21 protein-coding genes are annotated in these 23,048 nt (G+C 43.7%); 15 read left to right on the top strand and 6 right to left on the bottom strand.

What is annotated here, in order from left to right:
* The first annotated feature begins 11 nt into the window (after nt 1–11).
* Nucleotides 12–833, top strand: coding sequence for a PaaX family transcriptional regulator (locus AAEY80_RS05745; RefSeq protein ID WP_201567390.1), 822 nt, complete (start codon nt 12–14; stop codon nt 831–833).
* Nucleotides 834–970: 137 nt separating this feature from the next.
* On the opposite strand, the gene AAEY80_RS05740 is transcribed toward AAEY80_RS05745, so the two are convergent.
* Complete coding sequence (locus AAEY80_RS05740) at nt 971–2,035, bottom strand: thioredoxin fold domain-containing protein (RefSeq protein WP_350588027.1); 1,065 nt, start codon at nt 2,033–2,035, stop codon at nt 971–973.
* Nucleotides 2,036–2,441: 406 nt separating this feature from the next.
* Nucleotides 2,442–3,146, bottom strand: coding sequence for a pseudouridine synthase (locus tag AAEY80_RS05735; RefSeq protein WP_101211929.1), 705 nt, complete (start codon nt 3,144–3,146; stop codon nt 2,442–2,444).
* Nucleotides 3,147–3,392: 246 nt separating this feature from the next.
* Here AAEY80_RS05735 and AAEY80_RS05730 point away from each other — a divergent pair, with 246 nt between their 5' ends.
* The 4 genes from AAEY80_RS05730 to AAEY80_RS05715 all read left to right on the top strand — a co-directional run bounded on the left by AAEY80_RS05730 (nt 3,393) and on the right by AAEY80_RS05715 (nt 6,315).
* Nucleotides 3,393–3,989, top strand: coding sequence for a YigZ family protein (locus AAEY80_RS05730; RefSeq protein ID WP_173239020.1), 597 nt, complete (start codon nt 3,393–3,395; stop codon nt 3,987–3,989).
* A gap of 128 nt (nt 3,990–4,117) precedes the next feature.
* On the top strand, nt 4,118–5,167 hold the full coding sequence (locus AAEY80_RS05725; RefSeq protein ID WP_201567392.1) for a YheT family hydrolase: 1,050 nt from the start codon (nt 4,118–4,120) through the stop codon (nt 5,165–5,167).
* A gap of 61 nt (nt 5,168–5,228) precedes the next feature.
* Entirely contained in the window at nt 5,229–5,771 is a 543-nt protein-coding gene (locus tag AAEY80_RS05720; RefSeq protein ID WP_201567394.1) for an acyl-CoA thioesterase, read from the top strand.
* A gap of 166 nt (nt 5,772–5,937) precedes the next feature.
* Nucleotides 5,938–6,315, top strand: a complete 378-nt coding sequence (locus AAEY80_RS05715; RefSeq protein WP_201567396.1) for a DsrE family protein — start codon at nt 5,938–5,940, stop codon at nt 6,313–6,315.
* 69 nt (nt 6,316–6,384) lie between these two features.
* On the opposite strand, the gene AAEY80_RS05710 is transcribed toward AAEY80_RS05715, so the two are convergent.
* Nucleotides 6,385–8,466 (bottom strand): MarR family transcriptional regulator, encoded by a 2,082-nt coding sequence (locus AAEY80_RS05710; RefSeq protein ID WP_201567398.1) that lies wholly within the window; start codon nt 8,464–8,466, stop codon nt 6,385–6,387.
* Entirely contained in the window at nt 8,456–9,646 is a 1,191-nt protein-coding gene (locus tag AAEY80_RS05705; RefSeq protein ID WP_201567400.1) for an ATP-binding protein, read from the bottom strand. Before AAEY80_RS05705 ends, AAEY80_RS05710 begins: the two co-directional genes overlap by 11 nt.
* Nucleotides 9,647–9,846: 200 nt before the next feature.
* Here AAEY80_RS05705 and AAEY80_RS05700 point away from each other — a divergent pair, with 200 nt between their 5' ends.
* On the top strand, nt 9,847–10,890 hold the full coding sequence (locus tag AAEY80_RS05700) for an NAD(P)H-dependent flavin oxidoreductase (RefSeq protein ID WP_201567402.1): 1,044 nt from the start codon (nt 9,847–9,849) through the stop codon (nt 10,888–10,890).
* A 100-nt stretch (nt 10,891–10,990) separates the two neighbouring features.
* Here AAEY80_RS05700 and AAEY80_RS05695 read toward each other — a convergent pair whose 3' ends face one another.
* Nucleotides 10,991–11,938 carry an alpha/beta hydrolase gene (locus AAEY80_RS05695; protein ID WP_201567404.1) on the bottom strand — a complete coding sequence of 316 codons (948 nt, stop codon included), beginning with the start codon at nt 11,936–11,938 and terminating at the stop codon, nt 10,991–10,993.
* A gap of 588 nt (nt 11,939–12,526) precedes the next feature.
* Here AAEY80_RS05695 and AAEY80_RS05690 point away from each other — a divergent pair.
* Nucleotides 12,527–14,059: an MATE family efflux transporter gene (locus AAEY80_RS05690; protein WP_173239026.1), complete on the top strand. Its 1,533-nt coding sequence runs from the start codon at nt 12,527–12,529 to the stop codon at nt 14,057–14,059.
* Between the two features lie 43 nt (nt 14,060–14,102).
* On the opposite strand, the gene AAEY80_RS05685 is transcribed toward AAEY80_RS05690, so the two are convergent.
* Nucleotides 14,103–14,822 (bottom strand): aspartate/glutamate racemase family protein, encoded by a 720-nt coding sequence (locus AAEY80_RS05685; protein ID WP_350588026.1) that lies wholly within the window; start codon nt 14,820–14,822, stop codon nt 14,103–14,105.
* Between the two features lie 280 nt (nt 14,823–15,102).
* On the opposite strand from AAEY80_RS05685, the gene AAEY80_RS05680 reads away from it, so the two are divergent.
* The 8 genes from AAEY80_RS05680 (at nt 15,103) to AAEY80_RS05645 (ending at nt 22,899) form a co-directional block, all read left to right on the top strand.
* The gene (locus AAEY80_RS05680) at nt 15,103–15,357 is read left to right on the top strand and encodes a DUF2798 domain-containing protein (RefSeq protein ID WP_025652927.1); all 255 of its coding nucleotides are present in this window, start codon (nt 15,103–15,105) and stop codon (nt 15,355–15,357) included.
* 94 nt (nt 15,358–15,451) lie between these two features.
* Nucleotides 15,452–16,603 carry a DUF2157 domain-containing protein gene (locus AAEY80_RS05675; RefSeq protein WP_350588025.1) on the top strand — a complete coding sequence of 384 codons (1,152 nt, stop codon included), beginning with the start codon at nt 15,452–15,454 and terminating at the stop codon, nt 16,601–16,603.
* Complete coding sequence (locus AAEY80_RS05670; RefSeq protein ID WP_201567410.1) at nt 16,600–17,790, top strand: DUF4401 domain-containing protein; 1,191 nt, start codon at nt 16,600–16,602, stop codon at nt 17,788–17,790. Before AAEY80_RS05675 ends, AAEY80_RS05670 begins: the two co-directional genes overlap by 4 nt.
* Complete coding sequence (locus AAEY80_RS05665) at nt 17,787–18,464, top strand: GDYXXLXY domain-containing protein (protein ID WP_201578142.1); 678 nt, start codon at nt 17,787–17,789, stop codon at nt 18,462–18,464. Before AAEY80_RS05670 ends, AAEY80_RS05665 begins: the two co-directional genes overlap by 4 nt.
* A 142-nt stretch (nt 18,465–18,606) precedes the next feature.
* Nucleotides 18,607–19,548 (top strand): NADP-dependent oxidoreductase, encoded by a 942-nt coding sequence (locus AAEY80_RS05660; protein ID WP_350588024.1) that lies wholly within the window; start codon nt 18,607–18,609, stop codon nt 19,546–19,548.
* Between the two features lie 57 nt (nt 19,549–19,605).
* A complete protein-coding gene (locus tag AAEY80_RS05655; protein WP_201582655.1) occupies nt 19,606–20,583 on the top strand; it encodes a zinc-binding dehydrogenase in 978 nt (325 codons plus the stop codon).
* 275 nt (nt 20,584–20,858) lie between these two features.
* Nucleotides 20,859–21,839, top strand: coding sequence for a zinc-binding dehydrogenase (locus AAEY80_RS05650; protein WP_350588023.1), 981 nt, complete (start codon nt 20,859–20,861; stop codon nt 21,837–21,839).
* 55 nt (nt 21,840–21,894) lie between these two features.
* Nucleotides 21,895–22,899, top strand: coding sequence for a YhdH/YhfP family quinone oxidoreductase (locus tag AAEY80_RS05645; protein WP_350588022.1), 1,005 nt, complete (start codon nt 21,895–21,897; stop codon nt 22,897–22,899).
* Nucleotides 22,900–23,048: the final 149 nt, after the last annotated feature.

Genomic DNA, 23,048 nt, shown 5'->3' with positions numbered 1-23,048 from the left:
TAATATTACATATGGAATCATATTTTGTCAAAAACTGTAATACATCTTGGCCAACGCCGCGCCTTCTTGTGCTGCGACTGCTAACTGTGGCGGATGGGAAAACCTTGACGGTTGCTGAGGCCGTTCGCGCAGGTGCACTATTTGATATGACCGAAAATAGCGTGCGCGTGACCATGGCGCGGTTGACGCAAGCAGGGCTGGTCGAGGCAGTCGATGCTGCTATTTATCGATTGGGTGCTAAAGGGCAAAAACTGGGTGCTGATGTAGCGGCATGGTCTACGGTGGATCAACGTGTGACAGAATGGGACAGCACATGGATCGCCGTTACCACGGGCGGTCTACCACGTAGCGACCGTAAAGTGCTCCGTGCCCGTGCACGCGCGCTCTCCTTGTTAGGCTTTCGAGAGCTAGATACCGGTCTTTATCTGCGCCCCAACAATCTATCGGGCGGCGTCGATACCGTACGCGCACGACTGTTAGATCTCGGCTTGGGAGAGGAAGCTGCCGTTTTTAAAGCCAGCGTCTTTGATAGCGTTCGACAGGAAAAAGCCTTATCACTTTGGTCTGATATGCAGCTGGAAGCAAGCTATAAAGAAATCTCACAACGATTGAATGACTGGTTGGCCACCAAAGATAAGCTACCACGTGAGGCTGCCTTGCGTGACGTCTATCTGCTCGGTGATGCCGGTATCCGCAGCGTAATTTTTGATCCGCTGCTGCCCGCACCGCTGGTCAATGAGACCGAACGGCAACAGTTCTTTGCTACCGTCAGACGCTTCAATAATGAAGGTCGCCGCCTGTGGTATGCGTTTTTTAAGGAAAGTAATTTATGAAAAGGGTCGTTTTAAAAGTGATATTTTAAAATCGAGACAAGCCAGCCGAGTGTACGCGATACATGAGTATGGCTGGCGAGTTTGATTTTGTGGCAGTTTTATAGTGGACAGACGATAAATTATTTAATGCCCAAAGGTTATTTAATACCTAGAAATTCTAAAAACTCTGGACTCTCAAAGCTCGCTTGATAGAGGACGCCATCTTCACGATAAATAGCAGGCGTGGCCATCACTGCCAGTCCCGCCGCTTTTTCGCGATTGGGCGTCACGTAATCAACATTACAGCTGGCAGCGGCTGGCGTCATTTTCCCAATTAACATGGCTTTATCAAGGGCTTTGCGGCGGCTGTCCTTATCAGCTTGGCACCAAATGGCACGCATTTGCGCAGGTGACTGTTCATATATCGGATAAGCGATGGTTTTTACTGTGACACCTTTGGTATTGAGCATAGGAAATTGTTGATGTAGCTTACGGCAATAAGGGCAATTGACATCGGTAGTCACATAAATAATGGCTTTTTCTGCGCTGATAGCGGGATAAGTAATCAATTGCGACTCATCTAAAGCCACGAATACTGATTGATTTTTGCGCATTTCAAACGCTTCATCAAGTCCGATAAATTGACCGTTTTCGATGACGGATATCTCACTGTCAGTGATGTATTGCGCATCGTCCGATAGCAAGAAAGGCACCCCTTCTAACGTTGCTCCCCAGATAACGCCCGGCACTGCCGTATAAAAGAAAGGTGTTTTAGCGCTCATATTTTTCAGCGCACTCATATTGGCGAGTAGCGATGACTTGACGGTAGCACTGACCGGCTTGCCTATTTGGTCACGATTACTACGGACTGGCGTTTTTGTCACGACCCGCTTGCTGGGGTTTTTCTGTAGCTCGCCTTGGATGACATAATTGCCATCCTTAGTGATATGCAGTGGTAGCTGCCCTACTAGGTTGACTTGATACATATTAGGCAACTTAGAAGGCACAATCGAGGTTATCTGTGTCTTAATCCCTGCTTGCGTTAGTAACTGGCGTAAGCGCTTGTCCACCGACTGGCCTACCGTACCAGCGGCTGGCGTGGTTTGCACGCTTGAGCTGAGTTTGTTATTAATGGCATCAGTGGCACTCGGCTGGGCACAGGCTGTCGTCGCCAATAGTATCGCGCTCATCAAACCAGCAGACTTTAATACAAGTTGTTTCACGGAGACAGTCCTATTTGTTATAAAAGAAGTGTTTTAACAGACGTGTTCGGCAAGTTTCTCTAACAAGCATCCACTTCATTATGCAAAAAAATAGATTAAAAAGATAACGGGACTTTAGCATATGCGCTAACTTTGACAGCGATTAAAAGGCCAAATTTGCAAAATTGCTACTGAGCTTTAAGAGACAGGCAATACAAATATAGATAAGTTAGGGTCTGTCGGCGTAGGCACAGCAAGCCCAAGAAATTTGTACCAGCTTCGTGCGTTATATCTTTTATCTATTTTATTCAGTATTGACGATAGCAGACAGACATAACAGGCAGCAAAAAGCAGCGCACTTTAATAGTGGCTGCTCATGTTAAATCTTATTTTCACAAATTATTTTAGGGTTCAATAAGGCGAAAATTTAGAATTTGGCGACTTCTTCTTCGGTTAAGAAGCGACTATCGCCTTTTTCCAAACCGTCTAAAGTGATATGACCAATACTGGCGCGATGCAGCTCAGTCACTCTATTACCAAAATAACCCATCATACGTTTTACTTGGTGATACTTGCCCTGCTCTAAAGTTAAACGCGCATGAGTCTCATCGATGAACTCAAGAACCGCAGGCTTGGTTTCTTCATGTTCGCCTTCTAATAAGATACCTTCAGCCACTTTTTTAACAGCATTGGCTTGAGCGTCGCTGTCCATCGCTTCAGCCAAGGTCAGCTCATAAATCTTGGCATGGGCATGTTTAGGGCTGGTGACACGGTGCAACCATTTGCCATCATCACTGATGAGCAACGCACCAGTCGTATCGACATCGAGGCGACCCGCAATACGTAAGCTGCCAAGCTCTGGTACCGAAATCAGCTCGGTGACGATAGGATGTTCTTTAACTTTTAAGGTACATTCAAAACCTTCAGGCTTATGCAGGAGTATATAGCGATTGCCCGCCGCGACCGATAGTGGCTCGCCTGCCCACATGACATCATCGTTGACGATATCGACATGGACGCCAGGATCTTTGATTATCTGATCATTGACCGTGATTTCACCCGCGTGCATAATCTTTTTGGATTCTTTGCGCGACAGCTCAGTGGCCTTACTAATAAATTTATCTAAACGCATACGATTGACTACCATCAGTGTTATGTTACCACTCCCAACTCTGCCGCTAACGGAATGAACTTAACGAAATCGCTAATTCTATCCGCCGCGCCAAGGCTACTAGATTAGCACTTAGGCGCGACTCGCTCGTTATCTTTAAGCGTGAGAAATGGTACTATAATGAAAAATTAAATGAACACTGCGCCAAATATGGACAACAGTGAAAGTTAGACAAGTTTACCATATCCTACCTAGACCTGATGAAATATGAGCTATCAAACGCTAAAACGTGCCGTCACTGCCCGCCTAGAAATCAAAAAATCTGATTTTATCGCTTATGCGTATCCGGTGCACTCACGTGAGCAAGCAATGTTTCACGTGGAACAACTACGTGAGAAATATGCCGATGCCCGTCACTACTGCTGGGCCTATATCATTGGTGACCCTGATAATACCACCAGCGCTGGATTTGACGACGATGGCGAGCCGAGTGGTACCGCAGGACGTCCGATATTAAATGTCTTACAACACAAATCTATTGGCAACGTCATCATCATTGTGGTGCGTTATTTTGGCGGGATTAAACTGGGCGCTGGCGGTCTGACCCGTGCCTATGCAGGTTCTGCGCAAGCGGCGGTCGACCAGATGATTTTAAGCCCTTATGTAGCCATGAGCCGAGTGCAAATACTCGCAGAATTTGCGACCGAAGCGCAATGCCGCTATGTGGTTGAGAGTCTAAACGGTCGTATTGATGAGGTCGCTTACAGTAAGCAAGTCACCTTGACCGTGACGCTTGCTGAGGCAGATATTGAGACTTTAAAAGAACGCCTTGCGATGGATGGGCGGGTATTGGATGAAACATGAATTCAACCTCAAACCATCAAAAAGCCATCAAAAATTTGAGTAACCATGCGTTCACTGAAAGTCTTTGGTTTTCAATATATCTATCGGTATTATACGCTTACTCTCAACACTAACGATAAGATCACGCCATGCAAACCTACAACCTCCCCGACCATTTCAACCCCACGCCTTTTAAGCCGCCATTTTGGCTCTCTAACCCGCATCTGCAAAGTATCTTGCCCAAGTTTTTTGCACCAGCAGCACCGACGTATCGTCGGATGGTGATGCAAGACTCTCTAGGTGAGACTGATATTGCTTATGACTTTTATGATGCGCACCCTATAAAAGCAATCGAAAATGATGAGCGTGAACAAACACCTTTAATCGTCTTGTTTCATGGTATGGAAGGCAGTAGCGACAGTCATTATGCGCGGGTTTTGGCGTATCAAATGCACGCGCAAGGCTGGCACTTTGTGGTGGCGCACTTTCGCAGTTGTGGCGGTATTCCTGCTAATGGTCGAGTCTTTTATAATGCCGGTGACACCGATGAAGTGCATCACGCGCTACAAAATCTCAGCGAGCGATATGCCAATATTTATGCGGCTGGGGTGTCACTAGGTGGCAATGCCTTGGCAAAATACATGGGCGAATATGGGGATAAAGCCATCTGCAAGGGTGCTGCGGTCATCTCTGCACCTGTCGATATGTCATCGGCGGCGCTCAATATGCACAGCTTTTTGAGCCATCGTATTTATACACCATATCTACTCAATCCTATCATCAAAAAAGCACTGGCAAACGACATCACCAAAGAAGAAATCGATGCCATCAAAGCGGTCAATCGTATCAGCGACTTTGATGACATCTTTACCGCACCGCGTCATGGCTACCGCTCCAACAATCACTATTACCAAGCGTCCTCTGCCCTTCCATACTTGATCAATGTGACCAAGCCTTTATTATTAATCAGTGCCAAAGACGACCCTTTTATTGGCTTTACCGCGACGCCAAATGATGTCTCTGACAGCGTCACTCTCATCGACACCGATCATGGCGGGCATATCGGTTATTTGCGATATCGTTCAGATAAAGATAAATCTACCCATCTTTATAAAAAATCAAGATTTGATATTAATTGGATACCTGAGACCGTCAGCGCTTACTTTCACTCTATTGGCGTGCCTTTTAATAATAAATGATACTCTAGTAAATGAGACTTTGGCACGCTAAATACTATTGTTCAACTTTTGAGACTGTTCTATGTATCCTTTTCTACGCTATAGCAAATCTATCGTGAGTGCGGTTATCGCGAACAAAAAAGGTCGGTCTTTAGATCTGGCGCAGACTAGTGAAGTGATGGTTCGTTGTAGCCTCACGGATCTCGATCCTATGCTAGAGATGAATAATGGTCGGGCATTAACCGTCTATGATATAGGACGTACTGATTTTATTATCCGTACTGGTCTTGGGCGTTTATTGCTCAAACAGCGTTGGGGTATGGTAGTGGCTGGCAGCACGATTCAGTACCGTAAACGTATTCGTCTGTTGGACAAAATCACAATTAGGACGCATATCGTCGGTATAGACGAGCGCTGGATATATCTGGAGCATTCTATGTGGGTAAAGGGCAAGCCATGCTCGTCTATGCTGCTAAGAACTGGCGTCACGGAAGGTGGTAGAGTGGTAGATACTGCACGGGTGTTAGAAGGACTAGGTAAAGCAGACTTAAAATTGCCACCGACTGGTTATGTGGCAGAGTGGATTGAGAGTGATGGTGACCGTCCGTGGCCGCCAGTGGGTTAGGTATCTACGTCGAAAAAGTTAGACAGTTGAGAGCGGAGTAACTTACTTATAAGTTTCTAGAAACCTTATAACGACTATTCTATAACAATACATTATATAAAAAAGAATAATAAATGCTAGGATAGTAGTCTGTTCAATAGTCAAAATAACTTATAAGGAGAATAATATGGTTAATAATACGGATTATGTCGGTACGCTATTTGATAATAGTGACTCAAACCCAAGTAAAATTACCTTAGCCTTTACCATGGCAGGCGTGGCACTTAAAAAAGGTCACTCTGCATCCGTGATATTGATGGTAGATGCGGTACATTTGGCATTACCCAACGCTTTAGATAACGTCAATATTGGCGCACCATTTGAACCTGTGGGCGAATTGCTAGAAGCCTTTATCGAAAAAGGCGGTAACGTGCTAGTTTGCGGCGCTTGCATGAAACATAATGGTGTCGAAGAATCCGCTATCGATAAGCGCTTCGAAGTGATTAGCGGTGATGATGTGGTTGAGCTGCTGATGCATGCGAAAGGGTCGTTGCAGTTGAATTGATGCTTAAATCTCAATAATTAAAAAGGTCATAACTTAGTCTCTAAAACTGAGTTATGACCTTTGTTTTATCTAAGCGTAATTAACGCGATACTCTTCGACCTTTTGTAAGATCTCATCTACAGTCCCTTTTAGCTCTGGTCCCATACGTAAATACTCTTGCTGACGTTCGTCTTTGAGTAATGAAACTGTAGCGTAGTAAATAGGTTTGAAATACTCTTTTATTCCAAATTTATCTAATATGTTCAGAATAGTTTCATATTGATTTTTAGCTAAAAGAAATAAAAGAATATCTTCAAAAAAAGTAATCCTTATCATATCCTCAGATAATTCTACTTTTGACATCGGTGGTTGGCTTAGTAATTGTTTTACAAAGACTTTATCTATAACTTCTATAAACTTCTCAAGCTCATTGTTCCATAAGCAATAAATACTATATAAACTCATAAAAGGTAAGTTCTCCCAAGAAGCACCTTCATCAAAGTTACTATTTTTCATAACTTGGAATAACTCCTTCTTATATCCATTAAGAGAGAAGTGGAAAACAGTTTCAAATATGTGTATACCTTCAATGAACCCAGTATTTTTTTCAGTGAATAATCTTAAAATTATATTTAATGAATCAAAGTATATTGAATCCAATACGAACAAATTATGTGAATACACTAAATACTCTAATATAGTTAGTTTATCTAAATTTTCTTCCAACAAGTCGAATAGCTTTCTATCTTCTCCCTGATCTGTGAGCCTTTTTATATTCTGTATAAGTTCTTCATACTCTGCATCCGTATCATGAAAATCTATTGACTTAACATTTTTAGATTGACTTAAAGCCATTATTTTTTTGATGTTATTATCTATTTTCTCAGATGCTAATAGTGCATCTAGAAGCATATGACTAGCTCTATTATCAGCTTGAGTTGATAATTTGTATGATACTTCTACTAATATATTTGATAAGTTTTTATCACCATACCAACTCTCTAAAAATCTTGTAAGCCATAACACACGACGCTTGTCATTCTGATTGCCATAGCGCATCAAATACCAAATATTAAAAAAACGCTCTTTAACTATATACAGGTGATTTTTAGTATCCGTTTCAACTTTATCAATTATCCACTGCTTTTGAAGTTTGACCAGTTGTGCGGATACTGTCTTACTCGGTAAGCGCGTTTGTTCCGCAATTTCTTTGGTGCTCATCGCATCCCAATTCATCGCTATCACATGTACAATCGCTTTTTGCTGCCGTGATAAATCATCCATCCGATGTTTATATAAAGGTGTCGTTTTATCTATGGTTTCTTCTAAATAAGCATAGCTACTCTCTTTTGCCCCTTCCATAATAATTTGAAATAGCAAAACAATGGTACGCGGTACACCATCCGTTAAGCGCCTGACTGCTTCTATACGTTCAGGATGCTCAGTAATGATTTCTTCAATCGTTTTCACTGCTTCTTCACCAGTTTGTTTCGCCAGAGAGCGTAACAACTCGTGCATTTCGTCTTCACTGATTGGTTTTAAATTAACCAATTTAAAGAATTGATAAAAGGGCGCTGCACCGTCAAAATGTGCTTCCAGCAACTGACTGGAACCACCAATTAGACGAATGTGTGGATGTAAACTCAGTACTTCACGAAGCTGTGCATGTTCAATGTCATCAAAATCTTTAAATAACTCTCCTAAATTATCAACGAAGACGATTATTTTTTGCTTATTTTTAACTAAATGGCTTTGTATCAATTCCCAAGCAATTTCGGCACTGTCATCTAAACTTGAGACTTGCTCAAATAGTTCCGTGTATATATCAGCACTTTGCTCTGCAAGCTTTTCAGTAATACGTAACCAAAAAGTGAATAGTGACAAGATGCCATACTCTTCTTCATTGAGTAGAATAGGAATTAACCAGCTATTTAACTCTTCATCTTCACCCACTTCATTTGCTAGGCGTGATAACAGTGTTGTCTTGCCAGCGCCACGTACACCTTGGATAAGATAATGTGTCTCGGGCTTCGCCATTGACCCTTTTTGAATATCTTTCCAAATTCGCTGATACTCTTTTTTACGTATGCTAAAACCTGCTTTTAACAGCTGGGCATCTATATTTTGCGTGTTATAAAGTAAGACTGAATGACTTTTCGTATTATTTTCCATAACGAATCCACCAGCGTTTTAGGAGAGGAGAGGTAAATTGATAGGTACTATCATCAGGTTGATAGAGGTAACCATCGTGTAGCAGGCAGTTAATGACATACCTACTATCCACTTGGTCTTTAAAGTCAGCCTGCTGTGATAGGTTAAATAACTCGCCATAAACCACACTGTTATTTACTTGGCTTACCAAGTCTAGAACTTGTTGGGCATAAGAACGCTCAATTTTTTCTAGTCGGTTTAATCTATCACGCCAATGAGAAAAGACGGTTTTCATTGCTGGACTAAACAAATTATCGATAGCTACTTTTACATCGCTATGTTCGATTTGGCGTTCTTCTTCATCAAAAATTTCAATAAGCTGTTCACATACTAACCCTAAATAATAGGGCATATTCCAACTCACTTCATCAATGATAGTTTGCTTAGTCTCTTTGTCTAGAACAATTTCTGGACAATGCTTTTTAATATAAAATTCTATAAACTCTATGGCTCGGTTATCTTTAAAAGGACGAACACTCATAGTCACTAGCATATTAATCAAGTCAGTAACTGCCAACTTTTCTGCTAATGTGTCTAACCCTATTGACCCTGTTAAGATAAACTGAACTTTCTCGTTGAACTCAGGGTCTTGACATAGTGCACGAATACCAGATAAAAACTGCTCTACACCTTTTTTGCCCTGTTCATTAAATATCTTTTCTAGTACATCAGGGAATTCATCAATCGCAATAATGATAGTCTCTTCACTCAATTTCAGACTCTCATACAATACATCTCGAATCATCTCATGAGTAATGATTTTGGTAACGCTCTGTTCTTTACTCATCCCAACTTCAATATTTGCTGGACTAACTGATAGGCTAAAATTTATGCTTTTTGCCCACTCTACAAGTTTGCCCTTTATCTTGTCAGATTTTTTTATGTGATTGGACTTATATATTTCACGTAACATTTTTTGATAAAAACTCTGCTCGTTATCACAAGCTTGTACGAAAACATATATAACAGCGTATCCTAATTTAGGCTGATCTTTAATATGAGTAATCAGTGAAGACTTTCCCACCCGTCTAGGTGCAAGCAATAAAACATGAGCACCATCTGACAAGTGTCTCCATAGTTTTTTTTCATCAGCAGGTCTTGGAAAGTAATTATCGCCTGTCGCTATGTTTCCTGTGCTCATCTCTCATCCAATTATGACTACGATTTTATAGTCATAATACTTAACTACAAAATCGTAGTCAAATATTTTAACTACAAAATCGTAGTCAAAATCCATCACCCTATTCAGCAACTAAATAAACACTATCCAACATACTCATTGCTTACCTCTGTTAAAGTAAGTGAGATAAAAAACCTAACAAAACAAAAAGGACGCCAGTCATGACCTTAATGAATACCCTTAATCTGATCCATCCCATCGTGCAAGCACCGATGGCAGGCGCAACCACCCCTGAGCTGGCAGCAACTGTCAGTAACTTTGGTGGACTGGGGTCGTTAGGGAGTGGGACGACCGCACCAGATGTTTTGCATGATCACATTAATAGCCTTAAATCGCTGACCGACCGCCCCTTTATGGTCAATCTAATGGTGTTGTCTGAGCATGATTCTACTACGTTGGATAGCGCAATTCCTGCTTGGCTAAGTGATTATTATCAAGAAAACAATATAGACATGGCGCTACCTGACCGCCCCGCGCCAAACTTTGCAGAGCAGCTAAAAGTGCTCTATGACAATCCTGTCCCTGTCGCTAGTTTTACCTTTGGCATTATTAGCGCCGAGCAAGTGCAAGGCTTAAAAGATTTAGGCACACGTGTCATCGGTACTGCCAATCACCCATTGGAAGCGAAAGCATGGGCAGAGATTGGCGTCGATGCGGTATGTGTGCAAGGGGTGGAGGCTGGTGGGCATCGCGGTGGTTGGTTGCCGCAAAGTGAAAACGATCCATTGGGATTATTGACGCTAATAAGTCAAACGCGTGCCTGCACCGATATTCCTTTAATTGCGGCTGGTGGCATTATGACGGGACAAGCGATCAAAGCAATTCAAACAGCCGGTGCCGAACTGGCGCAAATCGGCACGGCGTTTTTGACCACCGATACATGTGGTATCAATGACACTTATAAACAAGCATTGCTCGACGCTAGCGAGAATAAACGCAGTAGCGAGACGCGCTTAACACAACTATTCTCAGGTAAGCAGGCTCGCGGTTTATTGAACGATTATTTGCGTGACTTCGCTCAATTTGAAAGCGCGTATGAACTACCGCCCTACCCTCAATTAAATGCAATGACCAAAGTTTTACGTGCACATGCGAAACAAAACCTAGATGCAGAATATCAGTCTCTATGGGCAGGGCAAGGCGTGGCTTTGGTCAGACAAGAACGGACGATTGAATTATTAGAGCGGCTGGTAAAAGAGTGTTAGTTTTCTTGATGTAGAAACAATATTCTAACCAAAAAAAAGAAACACCAGTCTACCTGATGTTTCTTTTTTGGTTTAGAACAAGTATTTTTGACCTAAACAACTACTTCTTTAGTCCTTTTCGAAACGCTTTATAATCATCCGCTGTTTGGTCAAGCGCTTCGACCATCGGTACATGACCGACTTCTGGCATCATAATAATCTGTGATTGTGGGATGATTTCTTTTATCACCTTGACCGTTTCAGGCTTAATGACTTGATCTTTATCACCCCAAACCACTAGCGTCGGAATATTATATTGCGCGATGACTTTGGCACGTTCCTCGACACTATCTGTGACGATTTGCTCAAGGATTTTGGCGTGTAGCTCTTTATTAGCGATACGTTCTTGGGCAAATACTGCTTTGACAGACTTAGGCAAGTAAGGCGGCTTATACATCACAAAATCAAACATTTTGTAGAAGTCTTCTTTGTTATTGACCAGTAGCGGATTGTTCTCTAAAGTCGCGCCTTCTAGCGATTTAGAAATACCTGCTGACCAAAACCCTGCTGTGTCCACTAACCATAGACTTTTGACGTCTTTAGGGTACTTTGCCGCATAAGCGACACTGATCGCCCCGCCCATCGAATTGCCACCGACATGAATGTTTGACGCGACACCTTTGGCTTGCAGCAACTCATGCAAACGCGTGGCCTGCGCCTCCGAGCGATAATCTGCGGTCATAGGCTTGCTAGACTCACCAAAGCCCAGCAGATCAGGAATGATCAGATGATAGCCCTCTAGCTGACTGGCGATGCGCGTAAAGTTATCTTTATTACCGCCAAAGCCATGAATCAATAGTAACGGCTCGCCCGTCACATTCGCGTTTTCGGCATAAACCATTTTGTCGCCAGAAGCTAGGGTCAACGATTTGACTTCTAAATCTGACTTATTGCGCTCATACTGGATAATTTTTTGCGTGGTATTGACCGCTAAAGAATTGGGGGCAGTCGTACAACCCACCACTGATAGACTGAATAGAGCGGCAAGGCCTAAGCGTTTTAATAGCATCGAAACATCCTTATTAAGAGGTAATATGAAAGTGTCTTGTAGACCATGATTCTAACGGCAAACTTATGCTTATATTTTTTAATTGATAACTTTGCAGTCAAAACATTATCCCTTTGCATTTGATAAACAAGACTACCGCTTCCCTGATTACCTTTCTAATCAAGATGCCACACACATTGTCATTTATAATGAGCGTTTTTATTACATTAACGTTTATTTCATTAGGGTCTGTTGAACATTCAAATATCAGGACTGCTGATTGCTAAAATCGTCCCAAACCTTTTATCAAATCAGGCGTAAACCGACAATAATGTCGAGACCTTAGCTAGGTTTACAACAACGTTTGGGGTGATTTTAGTATCAGCCTTTCAGGGCAGGGCTATTTTTTGCCAATACATGGCTAAATTATCTAACCTAGAATGACTAGGCGTCAAAAATTTCACTGCGTATTGTCTAAAAAATAACCACTGCCAGTGCCACATTTGAATGTTCAACAGACCCTACTATTAGATTAGCTACTTAATCTTCTGTTAGGACTCTTTTTTACCATCAACCGAAGCCCATTTGGATGGCGCAAAAGGATGCACATTGAGCGACACTATTACTTCCACTGACAAATCGCGTGACCTTACCGAGGGGTCGATTGCCAAAACCATGCTGCTGTTTGCCTTGCCAACCCTTGGCTCCTCGGCACTACAGTCATTAAACGGCTCGATCAATGCTGTTTGGGTCGGCCGGTTTTTGGGGGAAGAGGCACTTGCCGCAACGGCGAACGGCAATATCTTAATGTTTATCATGATTTCATTCGTGTTTGGTTTCGGTATGGCGGCCACTATTTTTATTGGTCAAGCCATGGGTCAAAACGATGACGTTAAGGTTAAGCGTACCATGGGGACGGCGCTAGGGAGCATTATTCCAATCAGTATATTGTTATCAGCAATAGGCTGGATATTTGCCCCAACGCTACTCGATCTGCTCGGTACGCCGCCAACTGCTTTTGAGCTTGCTTTGACTTATCTGCGGATGATCTTTATTGCGATGCCCGTCACCCTAACCTTTACGCTGATGATGATGGCACTGCGCGGTACGGGGGATTCCACCACGCCGCTTTGGTTTATCGCGATGTCGGTCGTGATTGATCTGATTTTGACGCCGACGCTTATTTTGGGTTTAGGCCCTTTTCCTGAATGGGGTATCTTTGGCTCAGCCGTTGCAACGGCAGTTGCTAATACGTTAGCGCTTATCGGTATGGTCGTCACTATGTACTGGCGTGGTTCGGTGCTGACACTCAGTATGCCAGAGCTGCGCTTTTTGCGGGCAGACCTTGGCATCTTAAAGTCGATGTTTTCCAAGGGCTTGCCGATGGGTTTGCAGATGATCGTCATCTCTACGGCAGCGCTAACCATGCTATCGCTCATCAACCGCGAAGGCGTACAGACGACCGCTGCTTATAGCGCCACCCAGCAACTTTGGACTTACGTGCAGATGCCCGCCATGGCGCTAAGTGCCGCCGCTAGTGCGATGGTCGCTCAGAATATCGGTGCCAATCAATGGAGCCGAGTGGCAGGGATTACCCGCTGGGGGCTTATCTTTAACGTGATATTGACAGGCACTATGATTGGGATACTGACTATTTTTGATAAAACTATTTTAAGCTTGTTTTTGGGTAGTGACAGTGCAGCGGTGCCGGTCGGTCGGCATATCCAAACCATGGCGACGTGGGGCTTTCTCTTTTTTGGGATAGCGCAAGTGTTCTTTGGCACGATGCGTGCCAACGGCTATGTGATCTGGCCACTGTTAGTCATGGTAATTTCGATGTATCCTGTGCGACTTGGTTTTGCTTTTGGCATGTATCCACTACTGGGTGCCGATGCGCTTTGGTTATCATTCCCTGCAGGTATGGTAGCCACCGCGGTCATGGGGGCAGGATTATATCTATACGGTGGCTGGCGCAAAGGCGAAAACTTGTCAAAAGAAGAAGCCGCGCAAGGGTGCGAGGGCTATCGTGCTCAGATAGGCACTTCGGCGTCGTGCCGTGATCTGGCACCGACCACTTCATGGAAGCGCTTACCTTCACTCAGTGTTGCAAGCTTGCGCCAAAAATTTCAGGGTAGCGATTAAACGAATCATAATAAACCGTAGTAGTGATGATCTGGCTTTAATATTACCCAAGTAAAAACCTGACTGCCGCTGCCGCATGAATAGCAGTGGTATCAAATACAGGGATGGGGCTGTCGGCTTGTTTAATCAGCAAGCCAATCTCGGTACAGCCCAAAATCACACCTTCGCATCCTTCATCCGCTAACTGCTCAATGACCTTTATATAATAGGCTCTTGAGCTGTCTTTGAATGCCCCTACGCAAAGCTCGTTCTTAATAATGCGATGCACTTCTGTACGCGCATCACTCTCTGGTATCGCTACTTGTAAGCCTGCGTCAAGCAAACGTTGCTTATAAAAATCCTCAGTCATCGTAAACTGAGTGCCCAGTAAGGCAATTTTCGTCAGACCTTGCGCCTTAATTGCTTGAATAGTGGCATCAGCGATATGAATCAAAGGTAAGTCGGTCACGTCTTGCACCGCATTAAACAGCTTGTGCATAGTATTAGAGGCGATCATTAATCCTTGGGCATCTGCGGCTTGTAAACGTTTGGCACTATTAGCCATGAGTACGCCCAACTCTTCCCACGCTCCTTGCTCTTGCAGCTCATTAATGGGGCCAAAGTCTACGCTATGTATGAGCAAATCTGCTGAATGTAATCCGCTCAGCTTATCCTTTATCCCTTCATTAATCAGACGATAATAGCTCTCGGTACTTTCCCAACTCATACCGCCGATGATGCCTAATGTTTTTTGTTGAGAGTGTCGTTGCTTTTTAGCGGTCATTTTACTGCCTTATTGGTTTGTGGTGATCGATTTTATCTTAGCAAAACTAGCGGGCTTTAGTATGCTAATTATCAAAAATATGCTTTCTCAAGAAAAAACTAGAGTCGTTAAGATATGGCAAACTTTAAGATGAGTAATAACGATTTTACCAATGCCTCATCCCACGATATGATAGTCGCCAATAATTAATAAAGTGGCACAAAACCCTTTACTCCATCAAAAAATCATGCTGATTCAGCTATTTAAGCATGATGCTAACTGTGTAGGACTACATAATATTATGGCAGAGACCTCTACCTTTAAGATACGTACCCGTCGTAAGTACTATCGACTAATTTTTACTGGACTCATGGCATTGATGATGTCGCTCATTATCTCGACGGCATTGATATTGGTCAAAGTAGGCTTTATAGATGGTTTCTTTACGGAGCTATTGCACTCGTGGGGGCTGGCCTTTATTTTTGCGTGGCCCAGCGCTTATATCTGCGCCTACCTAGTGCAAGAGCATGTGTTGAGTAGAATTGAGTTTTATTGAATTAAACGAGCAAGATGAATTTTAAAACTTAAGTCCACCCCTACCATATAAAAACAGCTAAGATAAGCCATACCATTTTTATATAGAGGGCGCTATGACCCAATCAAGGCGTACAATCGAGCAGTTGCTCAGCCAAGGTACACTGCCCATAGAAAAGGCAGATACCGCCGCACTATTTTTAGACGTTTATCCCAGCAAGCGCACATGGCTGCAGTTTTTTGATAAAGCGCTATTGATTATCGGCGCGGTAGCGTTGGTATTATCCCTTGTGCTCTTTATTGCCTATAACTGGCTATATATGGGCAAATTGGCCAAGTTCGCTTTGGTCGAAGGCGCTTTGGTCATCACTATCGCGCTGTATGTGGCGCTGTCCTTTCGGCGTCGTTTTGCCTTTGTTCGGCAGTTGTTATTGCTGATCGCTAGCATCATTACCGGTAGCTTATTAGCGCTGTTTGGGCAGGTGTATCAGACTGGCGCTGATACGTGGCAGCTGTTCTTTGGTTGGGCCGTATTGATTACGCCTTGGGTCATCATCGCCCGTTTCCCTGCGCTTTGGCTGCTGTGGCTTGGGCTTATTAATGCTGTAACTTTATTTTATATCGACACCTCATTGTTTTTTGGCATAGGTTACTACTATCAAGATTTTTGGCAATTCACTGCAATCACTATCATTAATTTTATCGCTTTTTATTTATGGCTGATCTGCTTCGAAGACAAACGTGGTTCAGGACTTTCTAATTTAAAGACATCTAATTTAAGCCTTTCTGACTTGAGCCTGTCTAGCGTTACTACTGATATCACTACCAATAGCAAATTAGACACCTTCAATCTTGCCAGCACTGCCGCCAAATCCAGCCTACATTGGAGTACCTATGTCGTCGGTCTACTCAGTACGTATACCATCACTTATCTGACGATAAGCACCTTTTTTGATAATAAAAATATTCTGCTGTTCTTAGTCGCGGTTTCCTTGTGGCTAGGTTGGTGTGTATTTATGCATTGGCGTTTCCGCAAGCGTACGACTGATTTGCTGATGTTGACTTACTTGTCAGGCTCAGTGATTGCGGTTGTTGTCTTTATTTTAGGCAAAGCACTGCTGAGTGATTTTGACGCTGGCGGTTTTTTATTATTAGGGCTGGTACTGATCGGTATGAGCTCCTATGCCGTCGTCTGGCTACGCAAAGTTGCACGTCTTAAAAAAGAAAACAATGTGCCCCATACCATCGTTAAAGGGGAGCAATTATGACTAATGATATGAACGATGAGCAACGTCGTCGCCTTTTGCTATTACAACAGCACGGATTAATTAACAAGCAAAATGGGAACGATAGCTTGTTAAACCAGACTGAATCTGGAGAGCATACCCCTTGGTTTATCAACATCCTTTTTGGTTTTAGTGGGATATTTGCCAGTTTATTATTCATTGGGTTTTTGACGTTGATATTATTTGAGACTGAGATTTTTGACAGTATCATTGGAGTATTGCTTACTGGCAGCATATTGAGCGCTATTGGCTGGTCTTTATTTTATAATGCCCATTTACGTCATAGCCCATTCTGGAACAGCTTAGCCTTTGCGATTACTGTCGCTGGTCAAGCGTATATCGCCTTTGCCTTATTGACTAATGAGCTTGAACAACCCGTAAATGTAGTCATCTTGCTACTTATACAGCTATTTATGACGATCGTCACGCCCAATTTTATTTACCGTCTATTAAGCGCTATGGTAGCGCTGGGCTGTGTCATCTATCTACTCAACTTCTATCACCTGCCCGAGTTAAGCTTAGGGCTACTGGCGCTTATGACTGCCGTTGCCAACTTACAGCGCTATTCAATATTACAGCACATTTCTGTTAAATGGCGGTCGGCGGCCTTGGATATTAGCAAAGCGCTCTCCTACGCCAGCGCTTTGATGTTGCTCAGTGTTTCGGTGTATTTTATCACGGCTGAATATGGGGGTAGCCCTGATAGCTTTGGCAGCCTTGATAGTTATGGCGACACCTTTAGCTATAACTACTACCTCGCACAAGGTTTACTGACGCTCGCCAGCCTTTATGCAGCTTTGCTTATCCTTAAGCGCTATCAAGTCAAACTGCTATCAGCAGCAGGGTTCATCATTATTTTCGCCATTGCTATATTGGGCGTTATGTCGATCTATGTCTCAGGATTGCTGACGACCAGCCTTATCATCGTCATCGCGGTTGCCAACAGTCAGCGCGTGCTATTAGGGCTAGGTATTACAGCATTAGTCGGCTATATATTTTGGTATTACTATCAGCTCGATACCTCTTTATTGATCAAATCCGCCTCCCTGCTAAGCATCGGTATCGGTTTACTATTGATGCGCTGGTTACTCATAAAACGTTATTTTGCGATTAGTAAAAGGAGTAGCGAAGCACTGACAGTGGCTAACGAGAAGGAGCGCTTGTCATGAGCAAGATAAATAATCCATTGCTGGGGCAAAAGTCTGTAGCCAAGCCGCTACCGTGGTGGCAAAAGCGTACATTTACCATCGGTGTTGCGCTACTGGGTTTGATCATAATATTAGTCATAATGACCGTTAATGTCGCAAAGTTTGAGACCCATTTAGCTACTGGCGACACCGTGCTATTAGAGCTTGCGCCCGTTGATCCGCGCGGCTTTATGCAAGGCGATTATATGACCCTGCGCTATGCGTTAGAAGGTGAGGTACTCAACGAATTAAACGAAAAATTTCCAGAAAATGAATACTACATTAACGCTAGTGAAGGCTACGTCATTGTCGCTTTGGATGAAAATAACGTCGGTACGTTTACCCGTCTAGTCAATGTCATACCGAGCGATTTAGCCGCTAATGAGATGGCGCTTTACTACCGCGTGCGCAATAACGAATTGAAGCTGGCGACTAATGCTTTCTTCTTTCAAGAAGGTCATGCTGAAGCGTTTGAGGTGGCAGAGTATGGCTTGTTTCGCGTGAATGATAGTGGTGAACCGCTACTCACAGATATGGTGGACGGAGTGTTTAAAGTAATTAAGCCTGAAGTTAACGACCTTGAGACCAATAATTTCGAGACTAATCGCTTTGACAATGAAAAAGTCTTTGATGATGACAAAACCTTTGATAATTAAACCTAATAAATGCTCAAAGTTTAATCCCTACAAACAGTGACAACATCAGGTAACCAAAGTTGCCTTGTTAGTCCTCAGGACAATTTGCTAAGGTAATTGCTACTTATTTTTATTACTTATAACGATAATAAAGGAACATCTTATGCAAGCCTACCTTCTCCATAAAGCGGGCGGTATTGAAAACCTAATTTTGAGCAATGTTGATAAGCCGAAGCCAAAAGCCAATGAGCTATTGATTGAAGTCAAAGCTATTAGCATTAATCCCGTCGACGTAAAAATACGCGAGATGCCCAAGCTCCTCGATCAAGTCTATGGCACTGACAGACCGCTGATTTTAGGTTGGGATATCGCAGGCGTAGTCACTGCTATAGGAGACGACGTTACCAATTTTAAAGTGGGTGACAAGGTCTTCGGACTCGTCAATTTCCCTGGTCACGGCAATGCTTATGCCGAATATGTTGCCGCGCCAGCTGAGCATTTAGTCAAGATACCTAATGGCACTTCCTTTGCAGAAGCGGCCGCTACCACACTCGCCGCTTTGACCGCACTACAAGTATTAAGCCCAAGGATAAAGGCGGGTGATAAAGTCCTCATTCATGCTGGTTCTGGCGGGGTTGGCCACTTTGCGATACAGATTGCCAAGGATATTGGCGCTTACGTTATCTCAACCTCTTCTGCTGATAATAAAGACTTTGTATTATCGTTAGGTGCGGATGAGCATATCGATTACGAAACTCAGGATTTTGAAGAGCTGGTCTCGGATCTAGATTTTGTATTAGATGCTATTGGCGGTGACGTGCTTGAGAAGTCATTACAAGTCACCAAGGATGGTAAATCGATCATCTCTTTACCGACGCCGCAGTTCTCCGATAAAGCAAAAAGCTATGCTAAGCAGCATGATATCGATATTGCGTTTTTTAACGTGACCTCAAACGGCGATGATATGCAGACGCTAAAAGAGATGCTGGAAAAAGGGACACTAAAACCACACGTATTCAAAACCTTTGCCTTTACCGATTTAGCACAAGCACACCGTCAAGTCGAGACCAATCGTACCGTAGGTAAGGTGGTGGTTGAGGTTTAAACCTTCAAACTGTTACTAATCTAAAAATACTTATAAACAATAAATAAAGGATTTATTATGCGTAGTGCAACTTATAACGAATTTGGCAAACCAACAGAAGTCCTCAGTTTAGGCGACAGTCCCACTCCAGAACCCAAAGCCAATGAGGTACGGGTCAAAACTATCCTCGCCTCTATTCATAACCATGACTTGCTCACTATTCGCGGTCAATATGGCTTTAAACCAGAATTGCCAGCGATTGGTGGCTCTGAGGCAGTTGGCATTATCGATGCGGTTGGCAGTGAGGTTAAAAGCTTAAAAGTCGGTCAGCGTGTGGCAGCGGCGAGCGTACAAGCGACGTGGGCGGAATACTTCGTCGCCTCAGCCAACATGATATTTCCTGTGCCCGACAGTCTGAACGATGAGATGGCCGCGCAACTTATCGCGATGCCGCTCAGCGCTCTAATGATGATTGAATTCCTAGAGTTACAACCGGGTCAGTGGGTCATCCATAACGCTGCTAATGGCGCGGTCGGCAAGTCACTTGCGATGCTGGCAGCGGCGCGCGGTATCAAAACCATTAACGTCGTGCGCAATAGTGACGCAATAAAAGAATTGGAAGCATTGGGGATTAAAAACAATATCAATACCTCAGATGAAGACTGGCAGGATCAAGTCCGTCATATCATCGGTGATGAGGCAATCAGTGCAGCGGTTGATTCTGTCGGCGGTGAAAACAGTGGCGAGCTATTATCCTTGCTAGGTCACTATGGTACTTTGGCCTCTTTTGGTCTGATGTCAGGTAAGCCCATGGCCATCAATCCTACCGATATGATTTTTAAACAAGCCACCATGAAAGGCTTCTGGGGCAGCAAACTCAGCCAAGAGATGAGCGTGAAGCATAAGCAGCGCCTAGTGAATGAACTCATCGAACGAGCGGTCGATAGCAAATTAAAGCTACCTGTTGAGGCCACTTTTGATTTGGCTGATATCACCAAAGCAGTCGATGGCGAATTGCAATCAGGCAAAAAAGGTAAAGTACTGCTAAAACCTTAAACTGTCGTTAACTTGTCATTTAGCCAGCCTTACTTTTATTGATAATGGCAGCGTTCTTTACAGTGAGAGCGCTGCCATTTTTTATGACAGTTTTTTATAGCTTACCGCTTATAACTTACCTAGTAGTATATTGATAAACAGCGGGCAACGTTCATTTACCAAAGTCAGGTTGCGGGTATCAAGCCCTACTTGTTAAGGTTGATGAGTGATTAATCACCATCATTTAAAGATTAATAATTAACGATAGCTATCTAACAATAAAAAAGGATATAAGTATGCGCAGCGTAACCTACAACGAATTTGGCAAACCGTCAGACGTACTAACGATCATTGACAGCCCAATGCCGGAGCCAAAAGAAAACGAAGTCCGTATCAAGACTATTTTATCCTCCATCCATAACCACGACCTCATCACTATCCAAGGCCAATATGGCACCAAGCCAAAACTGCCCGCACTTGCTGGTAGCGAAGCCGTGGGTACTGTTGATGCTATCGGCGATGGCGTCAAAGGTATGGAAGCGGGTCAACGTGTGGTGGTCACCGGTGTCGAAGGCACGTGGGCCGAGTACTTCACCGCGCCTGCCAGTAGCGTCATTCCTATACCGGACGCCATCGATGATGAAATGGCCGCGCAGCTTATTGCCATGCCGATGAGCGCCTTGATGCTCATTGAGTTTTTAGAACTAGAAAAAGGTCAATGGGTCATTCAAAATGCCGCCAATGGCGCAGTTGGTGAATCGCTTGCGATGTTGGCAGCTGAGCGCGGTATCAATACCATCAACGTCGTGCGTAGTAAAGAATCAGCAAACGAGCTGACCGAAATTGGTATCACCGAAAACAACGTGGTGAGCGATGATGATGACTGGAAAGATCAAGTCCGTCAAATTATCGGTGATGCAAAAATCAGCGGTGCGGTCGACTCTGTCGGCGGTCAGTCTGGTGGTGACTTACTAAGCTTGCTCGGTCATGGCGGCATCATAGCAGCAGTGGGTGCGATGTCTGGTCAGCCACTCGCGCTCAATCCGACTCATCTCATCTTTAAGCAAGCGACACTCAAAGGATTTTGGGGCGGTGCATTGATGCAAAAGATGGATGCAGATAATAAAAGCCGTTTAATAAAAGAGCTTATCGAGCGCGCCGCTAGCGGTAAGTTAAAGCTACCAACAGGCGGCATCTATACGCTGGATAATATTAAAGAAGCAGTATCTGGTAAGGTGCAATCTGGCAAAAAGGGCAAAGTATTGTTAAAACCTTAATATAGTTCGTTATAAATCCACTCAAATAAAAGAGCAATACAAGAGGATCCAGACAATGTCTAATAACAAAACCTTTAAAGCCTTAGTCGTCGAAGAAACCAGCGACGGTACGTTCGATAAAAGCATTCAAACACGTAACGTCAGTGATTTACCTGAGAACGATCTGTTGATCGAGGTGCATTATTCCTCGTTAAATTTCAAAGATGCCATGTCGGCATCGGGCAATAAAAGAATTACCAAACAATATCCGCATACCCCTGGTATTGATGCGGCAGGCGTCGTGGTCAGTGACAAATCAGGTACGTTTACCGCGGGGCAAGAAGTATTGGTATTTGGCTATGATTTGGGTATGGATACGGATGGCGGTCTGGGTCAGATGATTTCTATCCCTGCCGATTGGGCGCTCCCCTGCCCGTCGTCGCTGACATTAAAAGAAGCGATGATTTACGGTACGGGCGGTCTCACCGCAGCGTTAAGTGTGCAAAAGTTAGAAAAAATGGGCGCAAAACCCAGTGATGGCCCAGTCGCGGTCACGGGCGCTACGGGCGGCGTCGGTAGTATCAGTATCGCGATATTAAGTCAATTGGGCTACGAGGTTATCGCTTTCTCAGGTAAGCCAGAACAAAGCGATTATCTAAAAGAGCTGGGCGCGAGTGAAGTCCGTCATCGCGATACGATCAATGAAATCGGTAGCAAACCTATCGGTCGTGAGCTGTGGGCCAATGCCATTGATACGCTCGGTGGCGATTATCTAGCTAATTTGCTCAAGCAAACCAAAGCGGGCGGCGCAGTGACCAGTTGCGGCCTAGCGGGCGGTGCGGAGTTTTCGATGACGGTTATGCCATTTATCACCAGAGCAGTGTCATTATTGGGTGTCGACTCGGTTTATATCCCGCTAGCTGATAAAGAAGCTATTTGGCAACGTGTCGCCACCGATATGAAACTGCCTAATCTAGAGAGCTATGGCGAAGAGATTACGCTTGAGCAAACGCCAGAATATCTGGATCGCTTTATGTCGAGTAAGGTAGTTGGGCGTTATGTGGTGAATGTGCGGGGTTAGGGTTTGGCTTAGAACTTAGTTTTTATATAATGGCAGTGCTCTTTTTTGGAGCGCTGCTTTTTTTGGAATTCTCAACTGTTTTCCAAAAATTACACAACTAATTACACATAGTGTGTATTATATAATAACTTTAAATAGACTTATCAGCT

The sequence above is a fragment of the Psychrobacter sp. 78a-MNA-CIBAN-0178 genome (genome assembly GCF_040309625.1).
Classification (GTDB): domain Bacteria; phylum Pseudomonadota; class Gammaproteobacteria; order Pseudomonadales; family Moraxellaceae; genus Psychrobacter; species Psychrobacter okhotskensis.
Note: the sequence above shows the minus strand (reverse complement) of the source record. Positions and strands in the feature narration are given on the sequence as shown.

What these genes read in the sequence shown, in the direction of transcription:
- AAEY80_RS05695 (WP_201567404.1), bottom strand. Translation starts at nt 11,938, where the DNA reads ATGCTATTAAAACGCTTAGGCCTTGCCGCTCTATTCAGTCTATCAGTG.
- AAEY80_RS05660 (WP_350588024.1), top strand. Translation starts at nt 18,607, where the DNA reads ATGCAAGCCTACCTTCTCCATAAAGCGGGCGGTATTGAAAACCTAATT.
- AAEY80_RS05715 (WP_201567396.1), top strand. Translation starts at nt 5,938, where the DNA reads ATGGTTAATAATACGGATTATGTCGGTACGCTATTTGATAATAGTGAC.
- AAEY80_RS05680 (WP_025652927.1), top strand. Translation starts at nt 15,103, where the DNA reads ATGGCAGAGACCTCTACCTTTAAGATACGTACCCGTCGTAAGTACTAT.
- AAEY80_RS05745 (WP_201567390.1), top strand. Translation starts at nt 12, where the DNA reads ATGGAATCATATTTTGTCAAAAACTGTAATACATCTTGGCCAACGCCG.
- AAEY80_RS05665 (WP_201578142.1), top strand. Translation starts at nt 17,787, where the DNA reads ATGAGCAAGATAAATAATCCATTGCTGGGGCAAAAGTCTGTAGCCAAG.
- AAEY80_RS05655 (WP_201582655.1), top strand. Translation starts at nt 19,606, where the DNA reads ATGCGTAGTGCAACTTATAACGAATTTGGCAAACCAACAGAAGTCCTC.
- AAEY80_RS05645 (WP_350588022.1), top strand. Translation starts at nt 21,895, where the DNA reads ATGTCTAATAACAAAACCTTTAAAGCCTTAGTCGTCGAAGAAACCAGC.
- AAEY80_RS05700 (WP_201567402.1), top strand. Translation starts at nt 9,847, where the DNA reads ATGACCTTAATGAATACCCTTAATCTGATCCATCCCATCGTGCAAGCA.
- AAEY80_RS05730 (WP_173239020.1), top strand. Translation starts at nt 3,393, where the DNA reads ATGAGCTATCAAACGCTAAAACGTGCCGTCACTGCCCGCCTAGAAATC.
- AAEY80_RS05725 (WP_201567392.1), top strand. Translation starts at nt 4,118, where the DNA reads ATGCAAACCTACAACCTCCCCGACCATTTCAACCCCACGCCTTTTAAG.
- AAEY80_RS05710 (WP_201567398.1), bottom strand. Translation starts at nt 8,466, where the DNA reads ATGGAAAATAATACGAAAAGTCATTCAGTCTTACTTTATAACACGCAA.
- AAEY80_RS05670 (WP_201567410.1), top strand. Translation starts at nt 16,600, where the DNA reads ATGACTAATGATATGAACGATGAGCAACGTCGTCGCCTTTTGCTATTA.
- AAEY80_RS05735 (WP_101211929.1), bottom strand. Translation starts at nt 3,146, where the DNA reads ATGCGTTTAGATAAATTTATTAGTAAGGCCACTGAGCTGTCGCGCAAA.
- AAEY80_RS05705 (WP_201567400.1), bottom strand. Translation starts at nt 9,646, where the DNA reads ATGAGCACAGGAAACATAGCGACAGGCGATAATTACTTTCCAAGACCT.
- AAEY80_RS05720 (WP_201567394.1), top strand. Translation starts at nt 5,229, where the DNA reads ATGTATCCTTTTCTACGCTATAGCAAATCTATCGTGAGTGCGGTTATC.
- AAEY80_RS05675 (WP_350588025.1), top strand. Translation starts at nt 15,452, where the DNA reads ATGACCCAATCAAGGCGTACAATCGAGCAGTTGCTCAGCCAAGGTACA.
- AAEY80_RS05685 (WP_350588026.1), bottom strand. Translation starts at nt 14,822, where the DNA reads ATGACCGCTAAAAAGCAACGACACTCTCAACAAAAAACATTAGGCATC.
- AAEY80_RS05650 (WP_350588023.1), top strand. Translation starts at nt 20,859, where the DNA reads ATGCGCAGCGTAACCTACAACGAATTTGGCAAACCGTCAGACGTACTA.